Origin of the sequence: Niallia sp. Man26, assembly GCF_022049065.2 — a bacterium.
Taxonomy (GTDB): Bacteria; Bacillota; Bacilli; order Bacillales; family Cytobacillaceae; genus Niallia.
Genome location: NZ_CP095743.1, coordinates 360,450 through 385,437 on the forward strand (window position 1 = coordinate 360,450; position 24,988 = coordinate 385,437).

Below are 24,988 nucleotides of genomic sequence, written 5' to 3' on the forward strand. Positions count from 1 at the left end.
GAATTCTGCCTTCGTTTTTATTTGAGGCCGAATTCTAGTCTTTTTTATATGAAGAAATACCTTTTTTGCTGCTATAAAATAGTCTTTTTCAATGTTTTTTGCTATGGCTTTTCGTTTTATAGCATGAATAAGCAAAAATGTGAAAAAATAGTAACAATGAGCTTTTTAATAGATTAATGAGGTGAATAACATGGGGAAAACAAGCATTCAAGACCAACAAATGATTGTCGTTCTTGATTTCGGCAGTCAGTACAATCAATTAATCACAAGAAGAATTAGGGAATTTGGCGTTTATAGTGAGCTTCACCCACATACAATTACAGCAGAAGAAATCAAAGCGCTAAATCCAGCGGGGATTATCTTCTCTGGCGGACCTAACAGTGTTTATGATGAGAATGCATTCGGCTGTGACGAGCGAATCTTTGATTTAGGGCTGCCAATCTTCGGTATTTGCTACGGCATGCAGCTGATGACAAAGCATTTCGGCGGTAAAGTTGAAAAAGCGAAGCACCGTGAATATGGAAAAGCTGAAATCAAAATCGAAAACAGCACAAAGCTTTTCTCTGATCTGCCAAGTGAGCAAATCGTGTGGATGAGCCACGGAGATCTTGTAGTCGAGCAGCCTGAAGGATTTACAGTAGACGCAATTAATCCTTCTTGCCCAATTGCTTCTATGAGCAACGAGGAAAAAGGTCTTTATGCTGTTCAATTCCATCCTGAAGTGCGCCATTCCGTATACGGAAATGAACTGTTGAAAAACTTTGTTTTCGGTGTATGTGGATGTAAAGGCGACTGGTCAATGGAAAACTTCATTGAAATCGAAATGGAGAAAATCCGTCAAACAGTTGGAGACAGAAAAGTTCTTTGCGCACTTAGCGGCGGGGTAGACTCCTCTGTTGTTGCTGTTCTTATCCATAAAGCAATCGGCGATCAGTTGACATGTATCTTCGTTGACCATGGTCTATTGCGTAAAGGCGAAGCAGAAAGTGTTATGAAGACTTTCACAGAAGGCTTCCATATGAACGTAATCAAAGTGGATGCTAAAGAACGTTTCATGTCTAAATTGGAAGGTGTCAGCGATCCAGAGAAAAAACGTAAAATTATCGGTAACGAGTTCATCTACGTATTTGATGATGAAGCAAGCAAGCTTGAAGGAATTGACTTCCTTGCACAAGGAACGCTTTACACAGATATTATCGAAAGTGGTACAGCAACTGCACAAACGATTAAGTCCCACCATAATGTTGGCGGACTGCCAGAAGATATGCAGTTCGAACTAATCGAGCCATTAAATACATTGTTCAAGGATGAAGTAAGAGCATTAGGTACAGAGCTAGGAATAGCTGATGAAATCGTTTGGAGACAACCATTCCCAGGACCGGGTCTTGGTATCCGTGTATTGGGCGCAATCAGCGAAGATAAGCTGGAAATCGTTCGTGAGTCTGACTACATCCTGCGTGAAGAAATTAAAAAAGCAGGCTTAGACCGTGATATCTGGCAATACTTCACAGTTCTGCCTGACATCCGCAGTGTTGGTGTAATGGGTGATGCGCGCACATACGATTACACAATCGGAATCCGTGCAGTTACATCTATCGATGGTATGACATCTGACTGGGCACGTATTCCATGGGAAGTGCTTGAAGTTATTTCAACAAGAATTGTTAACGAAGTGGATCATGTTAACCGTGTCGTTTATGATATTACAAGTAAGCCACCTGCTACTATTGAGTGGGAATAATAAAGGTTGCCTAAGGGAACGGTCCCTTAGGTAATTTGGTATAATAATTTCCAAATTAATCTAATAGAAATATCCAAACACGAACATTAAGGGGTAAAAAGTAAGCGAACGTTTACAAAAAAATATCCTCTTAATGTTCGTTTTTTGTATTGACGAAAAGAAAACATGCTGATAAACTAAATTTGCAACTAAAGAAATACTCGTATAATTATGGGGGATATGGCCCAAAAGTTTCTACCGAGCTACCGTAAATAGCTTGACTACGAGGTTGTGTATATAAAGGGATACGTATTAGAACTTTTATTCTTTATTATCTAATCCCTGCTATATTTCACAAACCCTAGTCAACGCTCCTACGATAATGGAGTGTTTTTTTGTTCTTATTGAATTGGAACATGAAAGGGGAAAAAAAGAATGAAAAAGTTTTTCAAATTTGAGGAACTGGGAACGAATTACCGTAAAGAGTTTGTTGGTGGTTTTACAACGTTCCTAGCAATGGCATATATATTGGCGGTTAACCCATTTACATTAACACTAGGAGATGTAGCAGACTTGCCGGATGCGCTTCGTATGGATTACGGTGCAGTGTTTGTGGCAACTGCATTAGCTGCAGCAGTTGGATCTCTTATCATGGGATTGTTTGCTAATTATCCAATTGCACTTGCACCAGGTTTGGGTTTAAATGCGTTTTTTGCATATACAGTTGTTTTAACACAAGGTGAGCCATGGGAATACGCTTTGGCAGCAGTATTTATTTCAAGTTTCTTCTTCCTGCTGTTGACGATTACCGGTCTTCGTGAAAAATTAATAAATGCAATACCAGTTGAGTTAAAGCTTGCAGTTGGAGCGGGAATAGGTTTATTCATTACATTCATCGGCTTGCAAAATGCTGAAATCATCGTCGACAATCCTGCAACATTAGTTCATATCGGTGATTTGTCAAAGCCTAGCACACTGCTGGCAATCTTCGGGATTTTCGTAACAATCATTTTAATGGTTAAAAAAATTCATGGCGGCGTATTCTACGGAATGATAATTACAGCTGTGGTCGGAATGATTTTTGGTGTTATTAATACGCCATCAGGTGTTGTATCAGCAGTGCCAAGTATAGAGCCGACTTTCGGTAAATTGTTCTCCGCTTTCGGAGACGGAGCATTCTATACACAAAGCATGCTTGTTGTTATTCTTACATTCTTATTCGTAGATTTCTTTGATAATGCTGGAACATTGGTTGCTGTAGCGAACCAAGCAGGATTAATGAAAGACAATAAATTGCCAAGAGCAGGTAAAGCATTGTTTGCAGATTCTATTGCTTCAATGGTAGGTTCTATCTTCGGAACTTCAACAACGACTTCTTTCGTTGAATCATCTGCTGGTGTTGCAGCAGGAGCTCGCTCAGGTTTTGCATCAGTTGTAACAGCAGGATTTTTCTTGCTTTCCCTGTTCTTCTTCCCGCTATTGGAAGTAGTTACATCTGCTGTTACTACACCGGCGCTAGTTGTTGTCGGAATATTGATGGTATCGTCTCTAGGGAAAATTGATTGGACTAAGTTTGAAATTGCAGTGCCTTCTTTCTTGGTAATCGTGTCAATGCCTTTAACATACAGTATTGCAACAGGTATTGCTGTTGGATTCATTTTCTACCCGATTACAATGCTGTTAAGCGGCCGCAGAAAAGAAATCAATCCAATCATGTATATTTTCTTTGCCATCTTTGCACTATACTTTGTTTTCCTTCAATAAGGAATAAGATTTTAAAGGCTGCTATTTTTAGCAGCCTTTTGTTATTTTTTCGTTGACTTACAAGTTCGACTTTAATAACATTAAATTACCTAGAAGTCTGTCGAAGTGAGGAAAAAATCATGCCAAATTTACTAGTGAAAAAAGCGCTTAATAATAATGTGCTTATTGGTGAGCATCCTTCATATGGAGAAGTTGTGCTAATTGGAAAAGGAATAGGGTTTAACAGAAAGAATGGTGACTCTATTGACGCGGATGTAGTTGAGAAACTTTTTGTTCTTCGCAATGAAAAAGAACAGATAAACTACCTGAAACTCCTTCCTCAAGTAGACAACGATTTGCTAGATGTTATTATTTCTTCTATAGAGCTTATTAAAAGCAAAACAAATGCGATGCTCAATGAGCATATTCATGTTGCGTTAACAGATCACATCATGTTTGCAGCTTCGAGATTATCAAATGGGCTTGTGCTAAATAATCCCTTTTTGATCGAAACGAAGGCTCTATATCCTTTTGAATATAAGATTGCTGAGGATGTAGTAAAGCTAATTAGTGAACAGACAAAAATTAATTTGCCTGTAGGTGAAATCGGTTTCATCGCTCTTCATATCCACAGCGCAATGATGAATAGAAATCTTTCTGAGGTTAACCAGCATTCTCAATTAGTGACACATCTTGTCAATTTAATTGAAGAACAGCTGGAAATCGAAATTGATAAAGACAGCATTGATTATATGAGACTAGTGCGTCATCTTCGTTTTACGATTGAAAGAGTTCATAATGGGGAAAAAGTGGATGAGCCAGAAAAAATAACTTCTCTATTGAAAGATGAATATCCGCTGTGCTATAATCTCTCATGGAAGCTCATTAAAGTGATGCAACAATCATTAAAGAAACCTGTATTTGATGCGGAAGCTGTGTATTTAACAATGCATCTTCAGCGACTTCAAAAAAAGGTTAAATAGTTATTATCTTATAAACGTGTTACTGATTCGATCAGGCATGAGTGAAAAAGATGATTGAACGGAGTTATTTAGGGCAATATATCCCTGAACAGCTTTTTTCAGTTACTTTTTACTCATGCCTTTTTGTTTTGCCTTTTGATAACGCTTTATGGGCTAGAAGAATTTTTTTAATAAAGTAGGAGGAAAAACGAATGTTTAAAAAGATTTTCGGTGTTTTGCAAAAAGTCGGAAAAGCACTTATGCTTCCGGTTGCATTATTGCCAGCTGCTGGTATTTTGCTTGCGCTAGGTAATGCGCTTCACAATGAAGCATTGCTAGATCTTGCTCCATTCTTAGATAATAGTGGAGTATCGATGGTAGCGTCCGTAATGGAAAACGCGGGTAATATCGTATTCAGCAACTTGCCGCTGTTGTTTGCAGTTGGTGTTGCAGTAGGTTTATCTGGCGGTGAGGGTGTTGCTGGTCTTGCTGCAATTATTGGTTACTTAATTATGAACGTAACAATGGGTACTGTTAAAGGCTATACAGCTGAATCTGTTAACGGTATCGATATTGCTAACGTACTTGGTATTCCAACGCTTCAAACAGGGGTGTTCGGCGGTATCATCGTAGGTATACTTGCTTCTATGCTTTATAACAAGTTCTATGAAATAGAATTGCCATCATATTTAGGGTTCTTTGCTGGAAAGCGTTTTGTGCCGATTATTACGGCAGGAAGTGCTGTTATCTTAGGTTTGTTAATGGTATTAATCTGGCCTCCAATCCAAACTGGTCTAAATGCATTCTCTCAAAACATGGTTAATGCAAACTTGACTATTTCAGCATTGATTTTTGGTATCATTGAACGTTCATTGATTCCATTCGGATTGCACCATATCTTCTACTCTCCATTCTGGTATGAGTTTGGACAATACACTACTGCTGCTGGTGATGTAGTACGTGGTGACCAACGTATCTTCATGGCTGAAATTAAAGATGGTGTACAAAACTTGACTGCTGGTACATTCATGACAGGTAAATTCCCGTTCATGATGTTCGGATTGCCAGCTGCAGCTCTTGCTATTTATCATGAGGCACGTCCAGAAAGAAAAGCAGTTGTTGGTGGTTTGATGGCTTCTGCTGCATTAACTTCTTTCTTAACAGGTATTACTGAGCCTTTAGAATTCTCATTCTTATTCGTAGCACCAGTTCTATTCGGTATCCACGCAGTATTTGCGGGTCTATCATTTATGACAATGCAACTGTTGGATGTTAAGGTTGGTATGACTTTCTCTGGTGGTTTAATTGACTATATTCTATTTGGATTAATTAACCCACAAACAAATGCTTGGATTATCATTCCGGTTGGTTTAGTGTTCGCAGTTATTTATTACTTTGGTTTCCGTTTCGCAATCCGCAAGTTTAACTTGAAAACTCCAGGACGTGAAGATGAAACTGAAGAAGAAGAAACTGCAGGCGGCACTACTAGCGACCTTCCATATGAAGTACTAGAAGCAATGGGTGGACAAGAAAATATCGCTCACCTTGATGCATGTATCACAAGACTTCGTGTGTCAGTTAATGACATTAAAGATGTTGATAAAGATCGTTTGAAAAAGCTTGGTGCTGCTGGGGTACTTGAAGTCGGCAATAACATTCAAGCAATATTCGGTCCTCGTTCTGAAACAATTAAAGGTCAAATGAGAGATATTATGAGCGGTAAAAGACCGCGTCCAGCTGCAAATGCTTCAATGGATAAAGAAGTGAAGCAGCAAATTGAAGAGGTAAATCCAAATGCTCTTAAAGGTGATGTTGACGGTGACGATTCACTTGTATCACCAATTAAAGGTCAGTTGGTGCCAATTACAGAAGTTCCAGATCCAGTGTTCGCTGGTAAAATGATGGGTGATGGCTTTGCAATCATTCCATCTGAAGGTACTGTTGTATCTCCTGTTGACGGGAAAATTGTAAACTTGTTCCCGACAAAACACGCAATTGGTATTATGGCAGATTCAGGCCGTGAAATCTTAATCCACTTCGGTATCGATACAGTGAAACTGAAAGGGGAAGGATTCGAAACTCTAGTAGGGGAAAATGACGAAGTTAAAAAAGGTCAGCCTCTATTGAAAGTAGACCTGGACTTCATTAAAGAAAATGCAACATCAACAACAACGCCAATTATCTTCACTAATTTAGCTGAAGGTGAATCTGTACAGATTAATAAACCAGGCGATGTTGATTTGAATGAAGAAGATATTATTTCTATCGTGAAATAAACTTTTTGAGAACCCGGCTGTTATTGCTGGGTTCTTTTTTATATATATAATAGAAGAAAGTGTTTTATGAATGATTTTTTTTAAAAGTTATGTTGACTATTGGGTTAGATGGTGATATTATATGAAAACAGCGTCTTTGAGGAACATCTTGTAAAAAAATAAGCTGTTGACTTTGAAGAAAAATGCTGGTATTATTTAAAAAGTCACTTCTAACAGTGATTTAAAATTGCTCTTTGAAAACTGAACAAACAAAACGTCAACAATAATCGTTTTTATAACTTGCGTTATAAAAATGAAAACAAAGTAACAAAAAGCTAGAGTTTAGCAAATGAGCTAATCTTACTCTTTATCGGAGAGTTTGATCCTGGCTCAGGACGAACGCTGGCGGCGTGCCTAATACATGCAAGTCGAGCGGACTTAAAAAGCTTGCTTTTTAAGTTAGCGGCGGACGGGTGAGTAACACGTGGGCAACCTGCCTGTAAGACTGGGATAACTTCGGGAAACCGGAGCTAATACCGGATAATCCTTTTCTACTCATGTAGAAAAGCTGAAAGACGGTTTACGCTGTCACTTACAGATGGGCCCGCGGCGCATTAGCTAGTTGGTGAGGTAACGGCTCACCAAGGCGACGATGCGTAGCCGACCTGAGAGGGTGATCGGCCACACTGGGACTGAGACACGGCCCAGACTCCTACGGGAGGCAGCAGTAGGGAATCTTCCGCAATGGACGAAAGTCTGACGGAGCAACGCCGCGTGAGTGATGAAGGTTTTCGGATCGTAAAACTCTGTTGTTAGGGAAGAACAAGTACGAGAGTAACTGCTCGTACCTTGACGGTACCTAACCAGAAAGCCACGGCTAACTACGTGCCAGCAGCCGCGGTAATACGTAGGTGGCAAGCGTTGTCCGGAATTATTGGGCGTAAAGCGCGCGCAGGCGGTCCTTTAAGTCTGATGTGAAAGCCCACGGCTCAACCGTGGAGGGTCATTGGAAACTGGGGGACTTGAGTGCAGAAGAGAAGAGTGGAATTCCACGTGTAGCGGTGAAATGCGTAGAGATGTGGAGGAACACCAGTGGCGAAGGCGACTCTTTGGTCTGTAACTGACGCTGAGGCGCGAAAGCGTGGGGAGCAAACAGGATTAGATACCCTGGTAGTCCACGCCGTAAACGATGAGTGCTAAGTGTTAGAGGGTTTCCGCCCTTTAGTGCTGCAGCAAACGCATTAAGCACTCCGCCTGGGGAGTACGGCCGCAAGGCTGAAACTCAAAGGAATTGACGGGGGCCCGCACAAGCGGTGGAGCATGTGGTTTAATTCGAAGCAACGCGAAGAACCTTACCAGGTCTTGACATCTCCTGACAATCCTAGAGATAGGACGTTCCCCTTCGGGGGACAGGATGACAGGTGGTGCATGGTTGTCGTCAGCTCGTGTCGTGAGATGTTGGGTTAAGTCCCGCAACGAGCGCAACCCTTGATCTTAGTTGCCAGCATTTAGTTGGGCACTCTAAGGTGACTGCCGGTGACAAACCGGAGGAAGGTGGGGATGACGTCAAATCATCATGCCCCTTATGACCTGGGCTACACACGTGCTACAATGGATGGTACAAAGGGCAGCAAAACCGCGAGGTCGAGCCAATCCCATAAAACCATTCTCAGTTCGGATTGTAGGCTGCAACTCGCCTACATGAAGCTGGAATCGCTAGTAATCGCGGATCAGCATGCCGCGGTGAATACGTTCCCGGGCCTTGTACACACCGCCCGTCACACCACGAGAGTTTGTAACACCCGAAGTCGGTGGGGTAACCTTTTAGGAGCCAGCCGCCTAAGGTGGGATAGATGATTGGGGTGAAGTCGTAACAAGGTAGCCGTATCGGAAGGTGCGGCTGGATCACCTCCTTTCTAAGGAAAAATGGAATTCGTTCCATTCACAGATTGTTGATGATTTTGTTGTTCAGTTTTGAGGGAGCAATTCCTCAAAACATCAGGGTAATGATTAACATCATTAGCCGAATTTGTTCCTTGAAAACTAGATTATGAATAGTAAGAACCAAGAAAGAAACCGAGTAATCGCCATCTTAGATTCTCTATTATTAGTAGAATTTTAGGGTAAAGAGAAACGAGCAGGTCGAGGAAGCGACTAAACGAGCACCGGAGCGTACGACAGTACGTGAGGAGCGGAGTGAGGGAGCTGACGAAGAGATGCGAAGTTTATCTTTAGCCGAATAAGTTAAGTTAGAAAGGGCGCACGGTGGATGCCTTGGCACTAGGAGCCGATGAAGGACGGTACTAACACCGATATGCTTCGGGGAGCTGTAAGTAAGCTTTGATCCGGAGATTTCCGAATGGGGGAACCCACTATCCGTAATGGGATAGTATCGTTACTTGAATACATAGAGTAACAGAAGGCAGACCCGGGGAACTGAAACATCTAAGTACCCGGAGGAAGAGAAAGCAAACGCGATTCCCTGAGTAGCGGCGAGCGAAACGGGATTAGCCCAAACCAAGAGGCTTGCCTCTTGGGGTTGTAGGACACTCTACATGGAGTTACAAAGGAACGGGGTAGATGAATAGGTCTGGAAAGGCCAGTCATAGAAGGTAAAAACCCTGTAGTCGAAACTTCGTTCCCTCCTGAGTGGATCCTGAGTACGGCGGGACACGTGAAATCCCGTCGGAAGCAGGGAGGACCATCTCCCAAGGCTAAATACTCCCTAGTGACCGATAGTGAACCAGTACCGTGAGGGAAAGGTGAAAAGCACCCCGGAAGGGGAGTGAAATAGATCCTGAAACCGTGTGCCTACAAGTAGTTAGAGCCCATTAATGGGTGATAGCGTGCCTTTTGTAGAATGAACCGGCGAGTTACGATTACATGCGAGGTTAAGTTGAAGAGACGGAGCCGCAGCGAAAGCGAGTCTGAATAGGGCGTAATAGTATGTGGTCGTAGACCCGAAACCAGGTGATCTACCCATGTCCAGGGTGAAGTCCAGGTAACACTGGATGGAGGCCCGAACCCACGCACGTTGAAAAGTGCGGGGATGAGGTGTGGGTAGCGGAGAAATTCCAATCGAACTTGGAGATAGCTGGTTCTCTCCGAAATAGCTTTAGGGCTAGCCTCAAGGTAAGAGTATTGGAGGTAGAGCACTGTTTGGACTAGGGGCCCCCATCGGGTTACCGAATTCAGACAAACTCCGAATGCCAAATACTTATCCTTGGGAGTCAGACTGCGAGTGATAAGATCCGTAGTCAAGAGGGAAACAGCCCAGACCACCAGCTAAGGTCCCAAAGTATACGTTAAGTGGAAAAGGATGTGGAGTTGCTTAGACAACCAGGATGTTGGCTTAGAAGCAGCCACCATTTAAAGAGTGCGTAATAGCTCACTGGTCGAGTGACTCTGCGCCGAAAATGTACCGGGGCTAAACGTATCACCGAAGCTGTGGATTGACATCTACGATGTCAGTGGTAGGAGAGCGTTCTAAGGGCGTTGAAGCTAGACCGTAAGGACTGGTGGAGCGCTTAGAAGTGAGAATGCCGGTATGAGTAGCGAAAGATGAGTGAGAATCTCATCCACCGAATGCCTAAGGTTTCCTGAGGAAGGCTCGTCCACTCAGGGTTAGTCGGGACCTAAGCCGAGGCTGAAGAGCGTAGGCGATGGACAACAGGTTGATATTCCTGTACCACCTTATGAATCGTTTGAGCGATGGGGGGACGCAGGAGGATAGGGTAAGCGTGCTGTTGGATTAGCACGTCCAAGCAGTTAGGCTGGTAATGAGGCAAATCCCATTACCGTGAAGGCGGAGCTGTGACGGCGAGGGAAATATAGTACCGAAGTTCCTGATTCCACACTGCCAAGAAAAGCCTCTAGCGAGATTCAAGGTGCCCGTACCGCAAACCGACACAGGTAGGCGAGGAGAGAATCCTAAGGTGAGCGAGAGAACTCTCGTTAAGGAACTCGGCAAAATGACCCCGTAACTTCGGGAGAAGGGGTGCTCTTTTGGGTGCAAGCCCGAGAGAGCCGCAGTGAATAGGCCCAGGCGACTGTTTAGCAAAAACACAGGTCTCTGCGAAGCCGTAAGGCGAAGTATAGGGGCTGACACCTGCCCGGTGCTGGAAGGTTAAGAGGAGGGGTTAGCGTTCGCGCGAAGCTCTGAATTGAAGCCCCAGTAAACGGCGGCCGTAACTATAACGGTCCTAAGGTAGCGAAATTCCTTGTCGGGTAAGTTCCGACCCGCACGAAAGGTGTAACGATCTGGGCACTGTCTCAACGAGAGACTCGGTGAAATTATAGTACCTGTGAAGATGCAGGTTACCCGCGACAGGACGGAAAGACCCCGTGGAGCTTTACTGTAGCCTGATATTGAATTTTGGTACAGCTTGTACAGGATAGGTAGGAGCCTTGGAAGCCGGAGCGCCAGCTTCGGTGGAGGCATTGGTGGGATACTACCCTGGCTGTATTGACATTCTAACCCGCACCCCTTATCGGGGTGGGAGACAGTGTCAGGTGGGCAGTTTGACTGGGGCGGTCGCCTCCTAAAAAGTAACGGAGGCGCCCAAAGGTTCCCTCAGAATGGTTGGAAATCATTCGTAGAGTGTAAAGGCACAAGGGAGCTTGACTGCGAGACCTACAAGTCGAGCAGGGACGAAAGTCGGGCTTAGTGATCCGGTGGTTCCGCATGGAAGGGCCATCGCTCAACGGATAAAAGCTACCCCGGGGATAACAGGCTTATCTCCCCCAAGAGTCCACATCGACGGGGAGGTTTGGCACCTCGATGTCGGCTCATCGCATCCTGGGGCTGTAGTCGGTCCCAAGGGTTGGGCTGTTCGCCCATTAAAGCGGTACGCGAGCTGGGTTCAGAACGTCGTGAGACAGTTCGGTCCCTATCCGTCGTGGGCGTAGGAAATTTGAGAGGAGCTGTCCTTAGTACGAGAGGACCGGGATGGACGCACCGCTGGTGTACCAGTTGTCTTGCCAAAGGCATAGCTGGGTAGCTATGTGCGGAAGGGATAAGTGCTGAAAGCATCTAAGCATGAAGCCCCCCTCAAGATGAGATTTCCCATAGCGTAAGCTAGTAAGATCCCTGAAAGATGATCAGGTTGATAGGTTTGAGGTGGAAGCGTGGTGACACGTGGAGCTGACAAATACTAATAGATCGAGGACTTAACTAAAACGAAAAGCTAAAAGAACAGCTTAAATCGATAGGATGTTGGAGCGCACGAGAAGCAGTCGCAAGACTGTGCACGAGTGAGTGAAACAGCCGTACGATTTGGCTTCTGCAGCTGGACATGAATGATTACTCATTCTTTCTTCTTACAACATAATCTAGTTTTGAGGGAATAACTCTCAAAATACAAATAGTCTGGTGGCGATAGCGAGAAGGTCACACCCGTTCCCATACCGAACACGGAAGTTAAGCTTCTCAGCGCCGATGGTAGTTGGGGGCTCTCCCCCTGTGAGAGTAGGACGTCGCCAGGCACCTTAAAAAAGAGACAGCAGTCATTTTGACTGCTGTCTCTTTTTTTATTTTGTTTCTTTCAAGTATCGGTTCCTTTGTAATTTGTTTAAAGAAAACGCTTGCAAGATATTAGAAACTAGTTTATCATTTCCTTATCGAAACGTTTCGATAAATCAGATTAGGAGGAATCAATGATGGGCTTGAAAAAGAAGTGGTTTATTTTCGGCATTACAGCTTTACTGGCACTTGGTTTAATGGCAGGTTGTTCACAGAAAAGCAGTTCAAGTGATTCTGATGTATTAACAGTCTGGGGTATGGGAGATGAGGTAAAGCAGCTTCCAAAAATGGCAGAGGAATTTACGAAAGAAACTGGGATTGAGGTTAAAATACAGTCGATTCCGTGGGTGAGTGCTCATGATAAGCTGTTAACGGCAGTCGCCTCTAAAAAAGGACCGGATGTACTGCAAATGGGCACAACATGGATGCCTGAGTTTCAGGCAGCGGGAGCTCTTGCTGATATGGGGGAATACTTGGATAAATATCCGAATTTAAAACCAGACAACTTCTTTGAAGGTTCTGTTGAAACAACTCTTTTCGATAATAAATATTATGGTATTCCTTGGGCTGCGGAAACCCGTGTCCTTTTCTACCGTACGGATATTCTTGAATCCGTTGGATATAAAAAAGCACCACAGACTTGGGAAGAGCTTAAGAATGCTGCTAAAAAGTTATCTGAACGCGGTGAAAACATGTACGGACTTAATGTAGATGCAAAGGAACAAACCTTGGCATTTATGTTTGCAAGACAGAATGGATCTGCTTTGTTGTCTGAAGGGAAACCACAGTTTAATGAACAAGCGTTTAAAGACGCAGTTTCTTATTTAAATGATTTTATTCAAAAGGGTTATGCTCCAAAGCAGGATTTAGGTATGGATGTCTCCCAAACATTTTCAGGTGATGCCATTGTTCCGATGTTTATAAGTGGGCCATGGATGGTCAAGGCAGTGAACGATACAGTTGAAGGTATTGAGGGGAAATGGGCAACCGCGGTTCTTCCAACTGGCGCGGATAATAATCTGTCTAGTTTGGGCGGTTCGAATCTGACCATTTTTGAACACTCCAGTAAAAAGGATGAAGCAGCTCAGTTTATTGATTTTATGATGAAAAAGGAAAATCAGCTGAAATGGCTGGGACTGACTAATGCTATGCCAACAGTGAAATCAGCCTGGGAGGATGATAGATTAGCAAAAGATCCATTATATGAAGTTTTCGGTCAACAAATGGAGGCTTCCCGCTCGATGCCTTTAATACCTGAGTTTGAGGAAATCGCCCAAAATTACTTAAAGCATTTTGAACAAATCTATTTAGGTGGAAATAATGTTGAGAAGGAAATGGAAGCCTTTAATAGAGAGACAGAGGAATTGTTAAATAAGTAATAGATGAGTGAGGGTAGCTTAAACGGGAAGTTTACTCAGCAAGCATTTATTAGCAGCAGTTTAACATACCCTCCTTCATTTACAAAAGGGAGTGCTAGTTATGCGGAATTTTGTTAATAAAAGGGCGCCTTATTTATTCATTTCCCCTGCCTTAATTTTATTAATGATGTTTTCTTTAATACCTATTGTCGTAGCTTTTGTAATCAGTTTTACAGATATTAGCTTAATAGGCTTGGCAGATTGGTCACAAATTAACTTTGTTGGTATTGATAATTATATAGATATTATGACAGATCCTCTCTTTTTAAAATCTATTGGTAATACGTTATTTTATGTCATTATTGGTGTTCCGCTGGTGATTATATGTTCCTTAGGAATAGCTGTATTAATCAACTTTGGCGAGAGTAGAGTCTTTCAATTTTTTCGGCTGATTTTTTATACTCCATCCATTACAAATGTTGTTGCCGTAGCTGTTGTATGGAGCTACTTATATAACCCCAGCTTTGGTTTTCTTAATTATTTATTATCATTGGCAGATATCCCCCCAGTTCCGTGGCTTCAGCATCCAGTTGTTGCTAAAATTTCACTAATAATTTTAGCCCTTTGGCGTGCAATTGGAACAAATATGATCATATTTTTGGCTGCTCTTCAAGGCATTCCAAAAGAGTATTATGAAGCTGCTTCTTTAGATGGAGCTAACAAACGGCAGCAGCTGATTAAAATTACTGTGCCTATGCTGAAATTTGCAATCTTCTTTGTGACAGTCACGACGATGATAGGCTGGCTCCAGTTTTTTGAGGAACCGTTTATTATGACGAATGGAGGACCTCTGGACAGTACTACTTCTGTATCTTTATTTATCTATCGCAATGGCTTTCAATTTAGTAAATTCGGCTATGCAGCAGCAGGATCTTTCCTACTATTTATAGCGATAATAATTGTCACCTTGATTCAATTCCGTATGCAAAAAGTTAAGACGGAGGATTAAATAGAGGAGGGATAAAATGAATACAGCACATAAAAAGACAAAAGCTAGCAAATGGGTTGTTGCCATCATCCTTACTGCAGGCGGTATGCTTATGGTGCTTCCTTTCATTTGGATGTTGTTATCCTCATTAAAAACAGACACAGAAATCATGCAGTTTCCACCAACGATTTTACCGCAAGATCCCACTATGGATAACTTTAAAGAACTATTCTCTGCTTTTAACTTCTTTGTTTATTTTAAGAACACAATGATTATCGTTCTTTGTTCATTTGGAGGACTTTTTCTTAATGCGATGGCAGGCTACGGTTTTGCTAAATACAAATTTAAAGGAAAAAACTTTCTTTTCTATTTAGTGCTTGCAACGATGATGATTCCTGGACAAGTCACGATGATTCCGGTGTATTTAATCTTGAATGCGATGGGATTAACGAATACAATGGCGGGAATAGTCCTTCCTGGCTTAGTAGGTGCATTTGGCATATTTCTGTTTCGGCAGTTTATGTCTACAATATCAAATGAAATGTTTGAAGCTGCAAGGCTGGACGGAGCTAGTGAATGGAAAATCTTTTGGAGTATAGTTCTTCCTGTTTCGCGCCCTGTTCTAGCAGTACAAGGCATACTGACTTTCATTGGAGCCTGGAATTCGTTCTTATGGCCGTTAATTGTCGCCAATGATGAAAAATATTATACACAATCTGTCGGGCTACAGCTGTTAAAAGGGCAATATGCAAGCAATTATGCCTTACAAATGGCTGGTTCAACCTTCATGATTATTCCCATTATCATCGTATTTTTAGTTTTTCAGAAGTATATTTTGCAAGGCTTCAATGTTTCTGGAATGAAGTAATAATAATAAATAATATGAAAAAGGCTTAAAAGGAGATTTTCCTTTTAAGCCTTTTCTATTTTAAATACTCATACATATAAATAGGAAGAGATTTGTTTACAATTAAAAATTAAGGTAATTATAAAAAGAAACGCACAATTAAATGCTGAAAAAAGGGTGATGGATTAATGCTGGAAAACAGTGTTACAATGGTCGTAATCATATTAGTCATTAATATTGTATATGTGTCATTTTTTACAATCAGGATGATATTGACTTTAAAAGGGCAAAGATATTTGGCGGCTTTTCTCAGCATGATAGAAGTAGTTATTTATGTCATCGGCCTCGGGCTGGTATTAGATAATCTTGATCAGATTCAAAATCTAGTGGCTTATGCTGTAGGTTATGGAATTGGTGTTATCGTAGGCATGAAAATAGAAGAGAAGCTTGCGTTAGGATACATAACAGTTAATGTTATTACGAAAGAATATGATAGAGATTTACCTAAGGCCTTACGGGAAAAGGGTTATGGAGTTACGAGCTGGGCTGCACATGGCTTAGAAGGAGACAGAATGGCTCTGCAAATACTGTCGCCGAGAAAATATGAGCTGCGCCTCTATGATACAATAAAGAACTTAGACCCAAAGGCGTTTATTATTGCATATGAGCCAAAGACAATCTATGGCGGCTTTTGGGTAAAGAGCGTAAAGAAAGGAAAGTTATTTAATGGGCAAAAAGATGAAGTTTGAAGTACAAGAAAATGAAACGATTGATCAGTGTTTAGATCGGATAAAGAGTGAAGGCTACACTCCTGTAAAAAGATTAGAAAAACCGATTTTTAAAGAAAATGTAGTTAATGGACAGAAATCTTATGAACCTGTAGCCAGCCAAATAGTGTTTGAGGCGGTTAAGCTGGAACTGTAAATCACGAACAATAAATATGATATTAGTATAATTGTTCGATTTTTATGTTGACAACGGGTGAAAATGCTTGTTAATATGGTATTGTGTTAATAAATAATATAAATGACAAACTAAATTTTAATAGCCCTCATATATAATGGGAATATGGCCCATAAGTTTCTACCTGGCTGCCGAGAACTGCCGGACTATGAGGGAAAGCAATAGAACGCCAGCAGAAGGGATTGGTATTTTTCCAGTCTTTTCAGGTTATTTGAGCTCTGGACGGATGCTTTCTCTCTATGTAGTAGAAACATCTGGGCAGGGCTTTTTATATGTAATAATTCAGGAGGAGAAATATGACTGCTCAAATTGGCGTTATTATGGGAAGCAAATCAGATTGGGAGACAATGAAGCATGCTTGTGACATCTTGGATATGCTGGAAGTGAGTTATGAAAAGAAGGTTGTATCTGCACATCGCACCCCTGATTTAATGTTTGAATATGCCGAGAGTGCTAGAAGCCGGGGACTGCGTGCTATTATTGCAGGTGCTGGCGGTGCCGCTCACTTACCAGGGATGGTTGCAGCAAAAACGACATTGCCTGTGATTGGAGTTCCGGTCCAATCAAGAGCGCTTAACGGGCTTGACTCTCTGTTATCAATTGTGCAGATGCCAGGCGGTGTTCCTGTTGCTACAGTGGCAATTGGTAAGGCTGGTGCGACTAATGCAGGCTTGCTGGCTGCCCAAATAATAGCTGCCTTTGAACCAGAATTAGCTGAAAGAATTTCCTCTATGAGAGAGAAAACTAAAACCGAGGTTATAGAAAGTAGTGATGAACTTGTCTAACTCAGTGATTCTTCCAGGTCAAACTATTGGTATAATTGGTGGTGGGCAATTAGGCAGAATGATGGCATTGGCTGCAAAAGCGCAAGGGTATCGAATTGCTGTGTTGGATCCAACAGAGGACTCACCATGCGGTCAAGTGGCTGATTATAAGATTGTGGCTGCATATAACAGTATGGAAGGCATTAAACAGCTGGCGCAGGTGAGTGATGTTATCACATATGAATTTGAGAATATTGATGCAGAAGGATTGGAATGGCTGCAAACACATGCATATGTACCGCAGGGATCTTCCGTCCTGGAAATAACGCAGGACCGAATTAGCGAAAAATTAGCCATTCAAAAAGCCGGCGTTAAGGTTGCTCCATTCGAGGTAATCGAGGAGCCTGAAGACTTAAAAAAGGCACTGGAAACGATAGGTATTCCGGCTGTTTTGAAAACAGCAAGAGGCGGTTATGACGGTAAAGGTCAATTTGTAATCACTTCAAGCGCTGAAGTACAGGAAGCAGAGAAGCTGCTGACGCAAGGCATATGTGTTCTGGAAAAATGGATTCCTTTTGAAAAAGAAATCTCTGTTATTGTGACAAGAGGCACTAATGGAGAATCAACTGTCTTTCCAGTGAGTGAAAACATCCATATTAACAATATACTTCACCAATCAATTGTGCCTGCCAGAATAAGCGACCATGCAAAAGAGGCTGCGATTCAAAAGGCAGGAATTATCGCTGAACACCTGCAGCTAGTCGGCACATTGGCAGTGGAAATGTTCTTAAGCAAGGGTGACGATATATATATCAATGAATTGGCGCCAAGACCGCATAACTCAGGACACTATACGATAGAGGCATGTGAAACATCACAATTTGAGCAGCATATTCGAGCAGTTTGTGGAATGCCGCTGGGAAGCACGAAGTTATTGAGACCAGCAGTAATGGTTAATATATTAGGTGAACATCAAGCTCCTATTATCAACGTACTTCCAGAACTGCAAGACTGGAAAGTCCACCTTTACGGAAAGCTAGAACCAAAGGAAAAGCGCAAGATGGGACATGCGACGTTGCTGCGTTCGTCTGTTGAAATTGCCCTTGATGAAATAGACAGGTCCAGTATTTGGAGCCTGCAAACAGAAAAAATCGGAGGATAAGATATGATTGATCGTTATACGAGACCAGAAATGGGAAATATTTGGACTGAGCAAAATCGTTTTCAAGCATGGCTGGAGGTTGAAATCCTTGCATGTGAAGCATGGGTGAAGCTAGGTGAAATACCTGAAGAGGATGTTAAGAAAATCCGCGAAAACGCGTCCTTTGACATTGCACGAATTCAAGAAATTGAGCAGGATACACGTCATGATGTTGTTGCGTTCACAAGAGCTGTTTCCGAAACATTGGGAGAAGAGCGCAAATGGGTTCATTACGGATTAACATCAACTGACGTAGTGGATACAGCATTATCTTACTTAATCAGACAAGCAAATGAAATTATTTTAAAGGACTTGGAGAACTTTATTGAAGTCTTGAAAAATAAAGCAATTGAACATAAATACACAGTCATGATGGGCCGTACACATGGTGTCCATGCAGAACCGACAACATTTGGGTTGAAGCTGGCATTATGGCATGAGGAAATGAAGCGCAATCTAGAACGCTTTAAAGCTGCAGCAGCAGGTGTAGAGTTTGGAAAGATTTCAGGAGCAGTTGGAACATATGCCAATATCGATCCATTTGTGGAGCAATACGTATGTGAGCAGTTAGGTTTGCAACCAGCACCGATTTCCACACAAACATTACAGCGTGACCGTCATGCAGACTATATGGGGACAATCGCTCTCATTGCAACATCAATCGAAAAGTTTGCTGTTGAAATCCGCGGACTGCAAAAGAGTGAAACTAGAGAAGTGGAAGAATTCTTTGCTAAAGGGCAAAAAGGTTCTTCAGCAATGCCGCATAAGCGTAATCCGATTGGTTCAGAAAATATGGCAGGTCTTGCTCGTGTTATCCGCGGCTATATGATGACTGCTTATGAAAATGTTCCGCTATGGCATGAAAGAGATATCTCTCATTCTTCAGCTGAACGAATTATCATTCCAGATGCAACAATTGCTATCAACTATATGTTAAACAGATTCAGCAATATTGTTAAGAACTTAACTGTATTCCCAGAGAACATGAAACGCAACATGGATCGCACATTAGGATTGATCTATTCGCAACGAGTACTATTAGCCTTGATCGATAAAGGACTTACAAGAGAAGAGGCTTATGATACAGTTCAGCCGAGAGCAATGGAATCTTGGGAAAAGCAAGTTCCTTTCCGTGAACTAGTAGACAATGACCCAACTATCTCATCTAAGCTGACTAAAGAAGAAATTGATGATTGCTTTGATTACCATTTCCATATCAAGCATGTTGATACTATCTTTAACAGATTGGGACTTTAATAAATTTGGCATAAAAGCACCGTGGGGCGCTTTTATGCCGAATACCCTAATTTAGCAAGTTAATCTTACATTCGTTTTATCCCTAATTTTTTTGATAAGGAGACTCTTCAAATGGAAAAGAGAGCTTTATTGTACGAAGGAAAGGCAAAAAGAGTTTATGGAACGTCTGATGAAAATATCGTCTGGCTTGAATATAAAGATTCTGCAACAGCATTTAACGGTGAAAAGAAGGCAGATATCACAGGTAAGGGCCGTTTAAATAACGAGATTACGAGCTTGCTATTTTTAAAGCTAAAAGACATGGGCATAGAATCCCACTTTATCGAAAAACTGTCAGAAACAGAACAGCTAGTGAAGAAGGTTTCCATCATTCCATTAGAAGTTGTTGTTAGGAATTTAGCTGCTGGGAGCTTTTCAAAAAGATTAGGAATAGAAGAGGGGCAGCCATTATCAAAGCCTCTTGTTGAATTTTATTATAAAGATGACTCTCTAGGAGATCCGATTATGACGGAGGATCATATAGAAGAGCTAAAGCTTGCGACAGAAAAAGAAGTTGCAATATTGAAAAAAAACGCTCTTGAAGTGAATAAAGCATTAAGTGCTTTCTTTGCAGAGTTAGGCATCCGTCTTATCGATTTTAAGCTTGAGTTCGGCAAGGACAGCAATGGAGAAATAATGCTAGCTGATGAGGTTTCTCCTGATACATGCCGTTTATGGGATATAAAAACAAACGCGAAATTAGATAAGGATGTATTTCGTCGCGATTTAGGAAATTTGACAGAAGCATATGAGAATATTCTAGCTAGATTAGGGGGAAAACAGCATGTTTAAAGTTAAAGTATATATCACATTAAGAGAGAGTGTTTTAGATCCACAAGGAAATGCAGTGAAAGGGTCTCTTCATTCCCTTAACTATCAAGAAGTAAATGATGTACGCATCGGGAAGTATTTAGAGCTTACTCTAGAAAAATCGGATAGAAATGTAGATGAGCTTGTAAAGGAAATGTGTGAAAAATTGTTGGCCAACACTGTAATTGAAGATTACACATATGAGGTTGAGGAGGTTGTTGCACAGTGAAATTCGCGGTAGTCGTATTTCCAGGGTCCAATTGTGATGTCGATATGTTGCACGCAATAACGGATGAATTGGGAGAAGAAGCAGAATACGTATGGCATGACGCAGATAGCTTGGAAGGTTATGACGGAATTTTACTGCCTGGCGGATTCTCATACGGTGACTATCTTCGCACCGGCGCCATTGCAAGATTCAGCAATGTCATGAAGGAAGTTGTAAAAGCAGCCGAAGCGGGCAAACCAGTATTGGGTGTCTGCAATGGATTCCAAATTTTACTGGAGGCTGGACTTTTGCCAGGAGCAATGAGACGGAACGATCAGCTTAAGTTCATCTGCCGTCCTGTTGAACTGAAGGTCGAAAACAACAGCACAATGTTCTCCAATGCATATAAAGAGCAGGAAGTCATCACTGTTCCTATCGCCCATGGAGAAGGAAACTACTATTGTGATGAAAAAACGTTAGCTAGATTACAAGAAAACAAGCAAATTGTATTCACATATAATGGCGAAAATCCAAATGGAAGCCTAGAAAATATTGCAGGAATCACTAATGAAAAAGGAAATGTCCTTGGCATGATGCCGCATCCAGAAAGAGCAGTTGATGAGCTGTTAGGCGGAGCGGATGGCCTAAAGATTTTCCAATCAATCGTTAAACAGTGGAGGGAAGCAAATGTCGTTAATGCTTGAGCCAAGTCCAGAACAAATTAAGTCAGAGGAAATTTACAAACAAATGGGTGTTACGGACGAAGAATTCGCTATGGTCGAAAAGATTCTTGGCCGCAAGCCTAACTACACAGAAATTGGACTGTTTTCAGTTATGTGGTCTGAGCATTGCAGCTACAAAAACTCTAAACCAGTGTTAAGAAAATTCCCGACATCTGGTCCGCAAGTGCTTCAAGGTCCTGGTGAAGGTGCAGGGATTGTGGATATCGGGGATGGGCAAGCAGTGGCCTTCAAAATTGAAAGCCATAACCATCCGTCTGCAATCGAGCCGTATCAAGGAGCTGCAACTGGAGTGGGCGGCATTATCCGCGACGTTTTCTCCATGGGAGCAAGACCGATTGCTATTCTGAACTCTCTTCGTTTTGGCGAATTGGATAATGCTCGTACAAAGTATCTTTTTGAAGAAGTTGTTGCAGGGATTGCAGGTTACGGAAACTGTATCGGTATTCCGACAGTGGGGGGAGAAATTGCCTTTGATTCATCCTATGCAGGCAACCCGCTTGTAAATGCGATGTGTGTTGGTTTAATTAACCATGAAGACATTAAAAAAGGCCAGGCACATGGAGTTGGCAACACGGTAATGTACGTAGGAGCAAAGACAGGCCGTGATGGTATTCATGGGGCAACATTCGCATCAGAAGAGCTGACAGAGAATTCAGATGAAAAGCGTCCGGCAGTTCAAGTTGGCGACCCGTTCATGGAGAAACTTTTACTTGAGGCATGCTTGGAACTGATCAAATCAGATGCTCTAGTCGGTATTCAGGATATGGGTGCAGCAGGACTTGCGAGCTCAAGTGCAGAGATGGCAAGCAAAGCTGGATCTGGAATTGAAATGAATCTTGATTTAGTGCCGCAGCGTGAAGTGGGCATGACAGCTTATGAAATGATGCTGTCAGAATCTCAAGAACGTATGCTGATTGTTGTTAAAAAAGGCAGAGAGCAAGAGATTAAGGATCTATTCGATAAATATGATTTGGAAGCAGTTGCTATCGGTGTTGTTACAGATGATAAAATGCTGCGACTTCTTCATAAAGGGGAAGTAGTTGCGAACGTACCAGCTGATGCTTTGGCTGAGGATGCTCCTGTTTACCAAAAACCTTCTGCAGAACCGCAATATTTCCGTGATTTCCAAGCAATGGAGAACACAATCCCTGCAGTTGATAATTTTGGAGAAGCACTTGCTAATCTTCTTAAACAGCCGACAATCGCTTCAAAGGAATGGGTTTATAACCAATATGACTATATGGTTCGCACAAGTACAGTAGTTGCACCAGGATCAGATGCTGCTGTTGTCCGTATTCGCGGAACGAAAAAAGCGTTAGCGATGACGACTGACTGTAATGCGCGTTATCTTTACCTAGATCCAGAAACAGGCGGGAAAATTGCTGTTGCAGAGGCTGCTCGCAATATCGTCTGCTCAGGGGCAGAGCCATTGGCAATTACAGACAACTTAAACTTTGGTAACCCTGAAAAGCCAGAAATATTCTGGCAGATTGAAAAAGCTGCTGACGGTATAAGTGAAGCATGCTTAGCACTTAATGCACCGGTTATTGGCGGTAACGTGTCCCTATACAATGAAACAAACGGAACAGCAATCTATCCGACACCAGTAATCGGAATGGTTGGTCTGATTAAAGATACAAATGATATAACAACACAAAGCTTTAAAGCAAGCGGAGATCTTATTTATCTTCTTGGTGAAACGAAGGATGAATTCGGAGGAAGCGAACTTCAAAAGATGCTTGAAGGCTCCATTTCAGGAAAATCACCTGAATTAGACTTAGAAGTAGAAAAGAGCCATCAAGCTGCAGTGCTTGCTGCTATCAGAGCAGGGGTTGTTGAATCTGCTCATGATCTAGCTGAAGGCGGCTTAGCAGTTGCAGCTGCAGAAAGCTTGTTTGGACCGAACGGTTTGGGTGCGAAGCTTGATTTGGAAGGCAACCCTGTTTCTGCTCTATTCAGTGAATCTCAATCACGTTTTTTGCTTTCTGTTAAACCAGATAACAAAGAAGAATTCGAAAAGCTAGTTCCTGCAACATTGATTGGAAAAGTAACAGACGACAATATTTTTGCTGTTAGCCAAGGGGAAAATATCCTAATTAAGGAACAGGTGGAAGTGTTAGAAGCCGCCTGGAGAGGAGCTATTCCATGCTTGCTGAAATAAGAGGGTTAAATGAAGAATGCGGAGTCTTTGGTGTTTGGGGCCATAACGATGCTGCGCAGCTTGCTTATTACGGGCTTCACAGCCTGCAGCACAGGGGACAAGAAGGTACAGGAATTGTTACAACAGACGGGAAACAGCTAAAAGGCATTAAAGGGGAAGGACTTGTTGCAGAGGTCTTCACACAGGATGCCATGAAGGAATTGACAGGAAAAGCTGCAATCGGTCATGTTCGTTATGCAACAGCAGGAGGTGGGGGCTATGAAAATGTCCAGCCCCTTCTGTTTCATTTCCAAAGCGGAAGCATGGCACTTGCTCATAATGGAAATCTTGTTAATGCTAATGCGCTCAAAAGCCAATTGGAAGCGCAAGGCAGCATCTTTCAGACTAGCTCTGATACAGAGGTACTTGCTCACTTAATTAGAAGAGGCGGTTTTTCTGCCTTTAATGAAAGAGTGAAAAATGCTTTGACAATGATTAAAGGGGCATATGCATTCTTAATCTTGACAGAGACAGAGCTGATGGTTGCTCTAGATCCAAATGGTATGAGACCACTTTCTTTAGGAAAACTGGGGGATGCTTATGTTGTTGCCTCAGAAACATGTGCATTTGATGTTGTCGGTGCAGAATTTATCCGCGATGTCCTGCCGGGAGAGCTTTTGATTATTGACGATAATGGTTTCCGTTCTGAGATGTTCTCAGTGGCTTCCAATATTGCAATGTGTACGATGGAGTATGTGTATTTCTCAAGACCAGACAGCAATATCAATGGTATCAATGTTCATACTGCCAGAAAAAACTTAGGGAAAAGACTGGCTTTTGAAGCGCCAATTGAAGCAGATGTCGTAACAGGCGTTCCTGACTCAAGTATTTCTGCAGCAATTGGCTATGCAGAGGAAACAGGCATACCTTACGAGTTAGGCTTAATTAAGAACCGATATGTAGGACGCACCTTCATTCAGCCATCCCAATCATTGCGTGAACAAGGGGTGAAAATGAAGCTTTCAGCAGTCCGTGGTGTCGTTGAAGGCAAACGTGTCATCATGGTGGACGATTCTATCGTTAGAGGAACAACAAGCAGAAGAATCGTGTCCATGCTTCGTGAGGCTGGTGCAACAGAAGTGCATGTATTAATCAGTTCACCACCTATTAAAAACCCGTGTTTTTACGGAATCGATACATCTACAAAAGAAGAGCTGATTGCATCGAGATACTCGGTTGATGAGCTTCGGGAAATCATTGGTGCTGACTCTCTCATTTTCTTGAGCACAGAAGGAATGGTAGAAGCAATCGGCAGAAATGAAGAAGGGGAGAATAGAGGTTCCTGCTTAGCTTGCTTTACAGGCAAATATCCGACAGAAATCTATCCTTCTGCACTGCAATCATATGAAAAGGTGTAAAAGTAAACAGAAGTGAAAAGCGGCATATGGGTGTGTCGCTTTTCCATTGAA

The 24,988-nt window shown here is 42.2% G+C and carries 17 protein-coding genes, 3 rRNA genes and 2 riboswitches; all 20 genes read left to right on the forward strand.

Going from position 1 to position 24,988, the window contains the following annotated elements:
* Positions 1-190: 190 nt before the first annotated feature.
* The 20 genes from guaA (at position 191) to purF (ending at position 24,937) form a co-directional block, all read left to right on the forward strand.
* Positions 191-1,741: a glutamine-hydrolyzing GMP synthase gene (guaA, locus tag L8T27_RS01935; protein WP_233318968.1), complete on the forward strand. Its 1,551-nt coding sequence runs from the start codon at positions 191-193 to the stop codon at positions 1,739-1,741.
* A gap of 180 nt (positions 1,742-1,921) precedes the next feature.
* Positions 1,922-2,024: riboswitch (purine riboswitch) on the forward strand.
* A gap of 131 nt (positions 2,025-2,155) precedes the next feature.
* The gene (locus tag L8T27_RS01940) at positions 2,156-3,484 is read left to right on the forward strand and encodes an NCS2 family permease (protein ID WP_233318967.1); all 1,329 of its coding nucleotides are present in this window, start codon (positions 2,156-2,158) and stop codon (positions 3,482-3,484) included.
* A gap of 119 nt (positions 3,485-3,603) precedes the next feature.
* Positions 3,604-4,446 carry a glucose PTS transporter transcription antiterminator GlcT gene (gene glcT / locus L8T27_RS01945; protein WP_233318965.1) on the forward strand — a complete coding sequence of 281 codons (843 nt, stop codon included), beginning with the start codon at positions 3,604-3,606 and terminating at the stop codon, positions 4,444-4,446.
* Positions 4,447-4,637: 191 nt separating this feature from the next.
* The gene (gene ptsG / locus L8T27_RS01950) at positions 4,638-6,701 is read left to right on the forward strand and encodes a glucose-specific PTS transporter subunit IIBC (protein WP_233318962.1); all 2,064 of its coding nucleotides are present in this window, start codon (positions 4,638-4,640) and stop codon (positions 6,699-6,701) included.
* Positions 6,702-7,047: 346 nt separating this feature from the next.
* Positions 7,048-8,596, forward strand: a 16S ribosomal RNA gene (locus L8T27_RS01955).
* Between the two features lie 326 nt (positions 8,597-8,922).
* Positions 8,923-11,857 (forward strand): 23S ribosomal RNA (locus L8T27_RS01960).
* 190 nt (positions 11,858-12,047) lie between these two features.
* Positions 12,048-12,164, forward strand: a 5S ribosomal RNA gene (gene rrf / locus L8T27_RS01965).
* The 16S, 23S and 5S rRNA genes sit together here, the layout of an rRNA operon.
* A 180-nt stretch (positions 12,165-12,344) precedes the next feature.
* Positions 12,345-13,580 (forward strand): sugar ABC transporter substrate-binding protein, encoded by a 1,236-nt coding sequence (locus tag L8T27_RS01970; RefSeq protein WP_237942209.1) that lies wholly within the window; start codon positions 12,345-12,347, stop codon positions 13,578-13,580.
* 100 nt (positions 13,581-13,680) lie between these two features.
* Entirely contained in the window at positions 13,681-14,568 is an 888-nt protein-coding gene (locus tag L8T27_RS01975; RefSeq protein WP_233316171.1) for a carbohydrate ABC transporter permease, read from the forward strand.
* A gap of 16 nt (positions 14,569-14,584) precedes the next feature.
* Complete coding sequence (locus L8T27_RS01980) at positions 14,585-15,415, forward strand: carbohydrate ABC transporter permease (protein ID WP_237940612.1); 831 nt, start codon at positions 14,585-14,587, stop codon at positions 15,413-15,415.
* A gap of 167 nt (positions 15,416-15,582) precedes the next feature.
* On the forward strand, positions 15,583-16,143 hold the full coding sequence (locus L8T27_RS01985; RefSeq protein ID WP_233316175.1) for a DUF2179 domain-containing protein: 561 nt from the start codon (positions 15,583-15,585) through the stop codon (positions 16,141-16,143).
* Entirely contained in the window at positions 16,121-16,318 is a 198-nt protein-coding gene (locus L8T27_RS01990; RefSeq protein WP_237940614.1) for an NETI motif-containing protein, read from the forward strand. Before L8T27_RS01985 ends, L8T27_RS01990 begins: the two co-directional genes overlap by 23 nt.
* A 107-nt stretch (positions 16,319-16,425) precedes the next feature.
* Positions 16,426-16,526: riboswitch (purine riboswitch) on the forward strand.
* Between the two features lie 127 nt (positions 16,527-16,653).
* Positions 16,654-17,142: a 5-(carboxyamino)imidazole ribonucleotide mutase gene (gene purE / locus L8T27_RS01995; protein WP_233316177.1), complete on the forward strand. Its 489-nt coding sequence runs from the start codon at positions 16,654-16,656 to the stop codon at positions 17,140-17,142.
* The gene (purK, locus tag L8T27_RS02000) at positions 17,129-18,283 is read left to right on the forward strand and encodes a 5-(carboxyamino)imidazole ribonucleotide synthase (RefSeq protein WP_237942211.1); all 1,155 of its coding nucleotides are present in this window, start codon (positions 17,129-17,131) and stop codon (positions 18,281-18,283) included. Before purE ends, purK begins: the two co-directional genes overlap by 14 nt.
* Positions 18,284-18,286: 3 nt before the next feature.
* The gene (gene purB, locus L8T27_RS02005) at positions 18,287-19,579 is read left to right on the forward strand and encodes an adenylosuccinate lyase (protein WP_237940615.1); all 1,293 of its coding nucleotides are present in this window, start codon (positions 18,287-18,289) and stop codon (positions 19,577-19,579) included.
* Between the two features lie 111 nt (positions 19,580-19,690).
* Positions 19,691-20,410, forward strand: coding sequence for a phosphoribosylaminoimidazolesuccinocarboxamide synthase (gene purC / locus L8T27_RS02010; protein ID WP_233316181.1), 720 nt, complete (start codon positions 19,691-19,693; stop codon positions 20,408-20,410).
* Positions 20,403-20,657, forward strand: a complete 255-nt coding sequence (gene purS / locus L8T27_RS02015; protein ID WP_144456273.1) for a phosphoribosylformylglycinamidine synthase subunit PurS — start codon at positions 20,403-20,405, stop codon at positions 20,655-20,657. Before purC ends, purS begins: the two co-directional genes overlap by 8 nt.
* Positions 20,654-21,340 carry a phosphoribosylformylglycinamidine synthase subunit PurQ gene (purQ, locus tag L8T27_RS02020; protein ID WP_233316183.1) on the forward strand — a complete coding sequence of 229 codons (687 nt, stop codon included), beginning with the start codon at positions 20,654-20,656 and terminating at the stop codon, positions 21,338-21,340. Before purS ends, purQ begins: the two co-directional genes overlap by 4 nt.
* The gene (gene purL / locus L8T27_RS02025) at positions 21,324-23,540 is read left to right on the forward strand and encodes a phosphoribosylformylglycinamidine synthase subunit PurL (protein ID WP_237940616.1); all 2,217 of its coding nucleotides are present in this window, start codon (positions 21,324-21,326) and stop codon (positions 23,538-23,540) included. Before purQ ends, purL begins: the two co-directional genes overlap by 17 nt.
* Positions 23,525-24,937 carry an amidophosphoribosyltransferase gene (gene purF, locus L8T27_RS02030; RefSeq protein ID WP_233316187.1) on the forward strand — a complete coding sequence of 471 codons (1,413 nt, stop codon included), beginning with the start codon at positions 23,525-23,527 and terminating at the stop codon, positions 24,935-24,937. The genes purL and purF overlap by 16 nt, the downstream gene beginning before the upstream one ends.
* Positions 24,938-24,988: the final 51 nt, after the last annotated feature.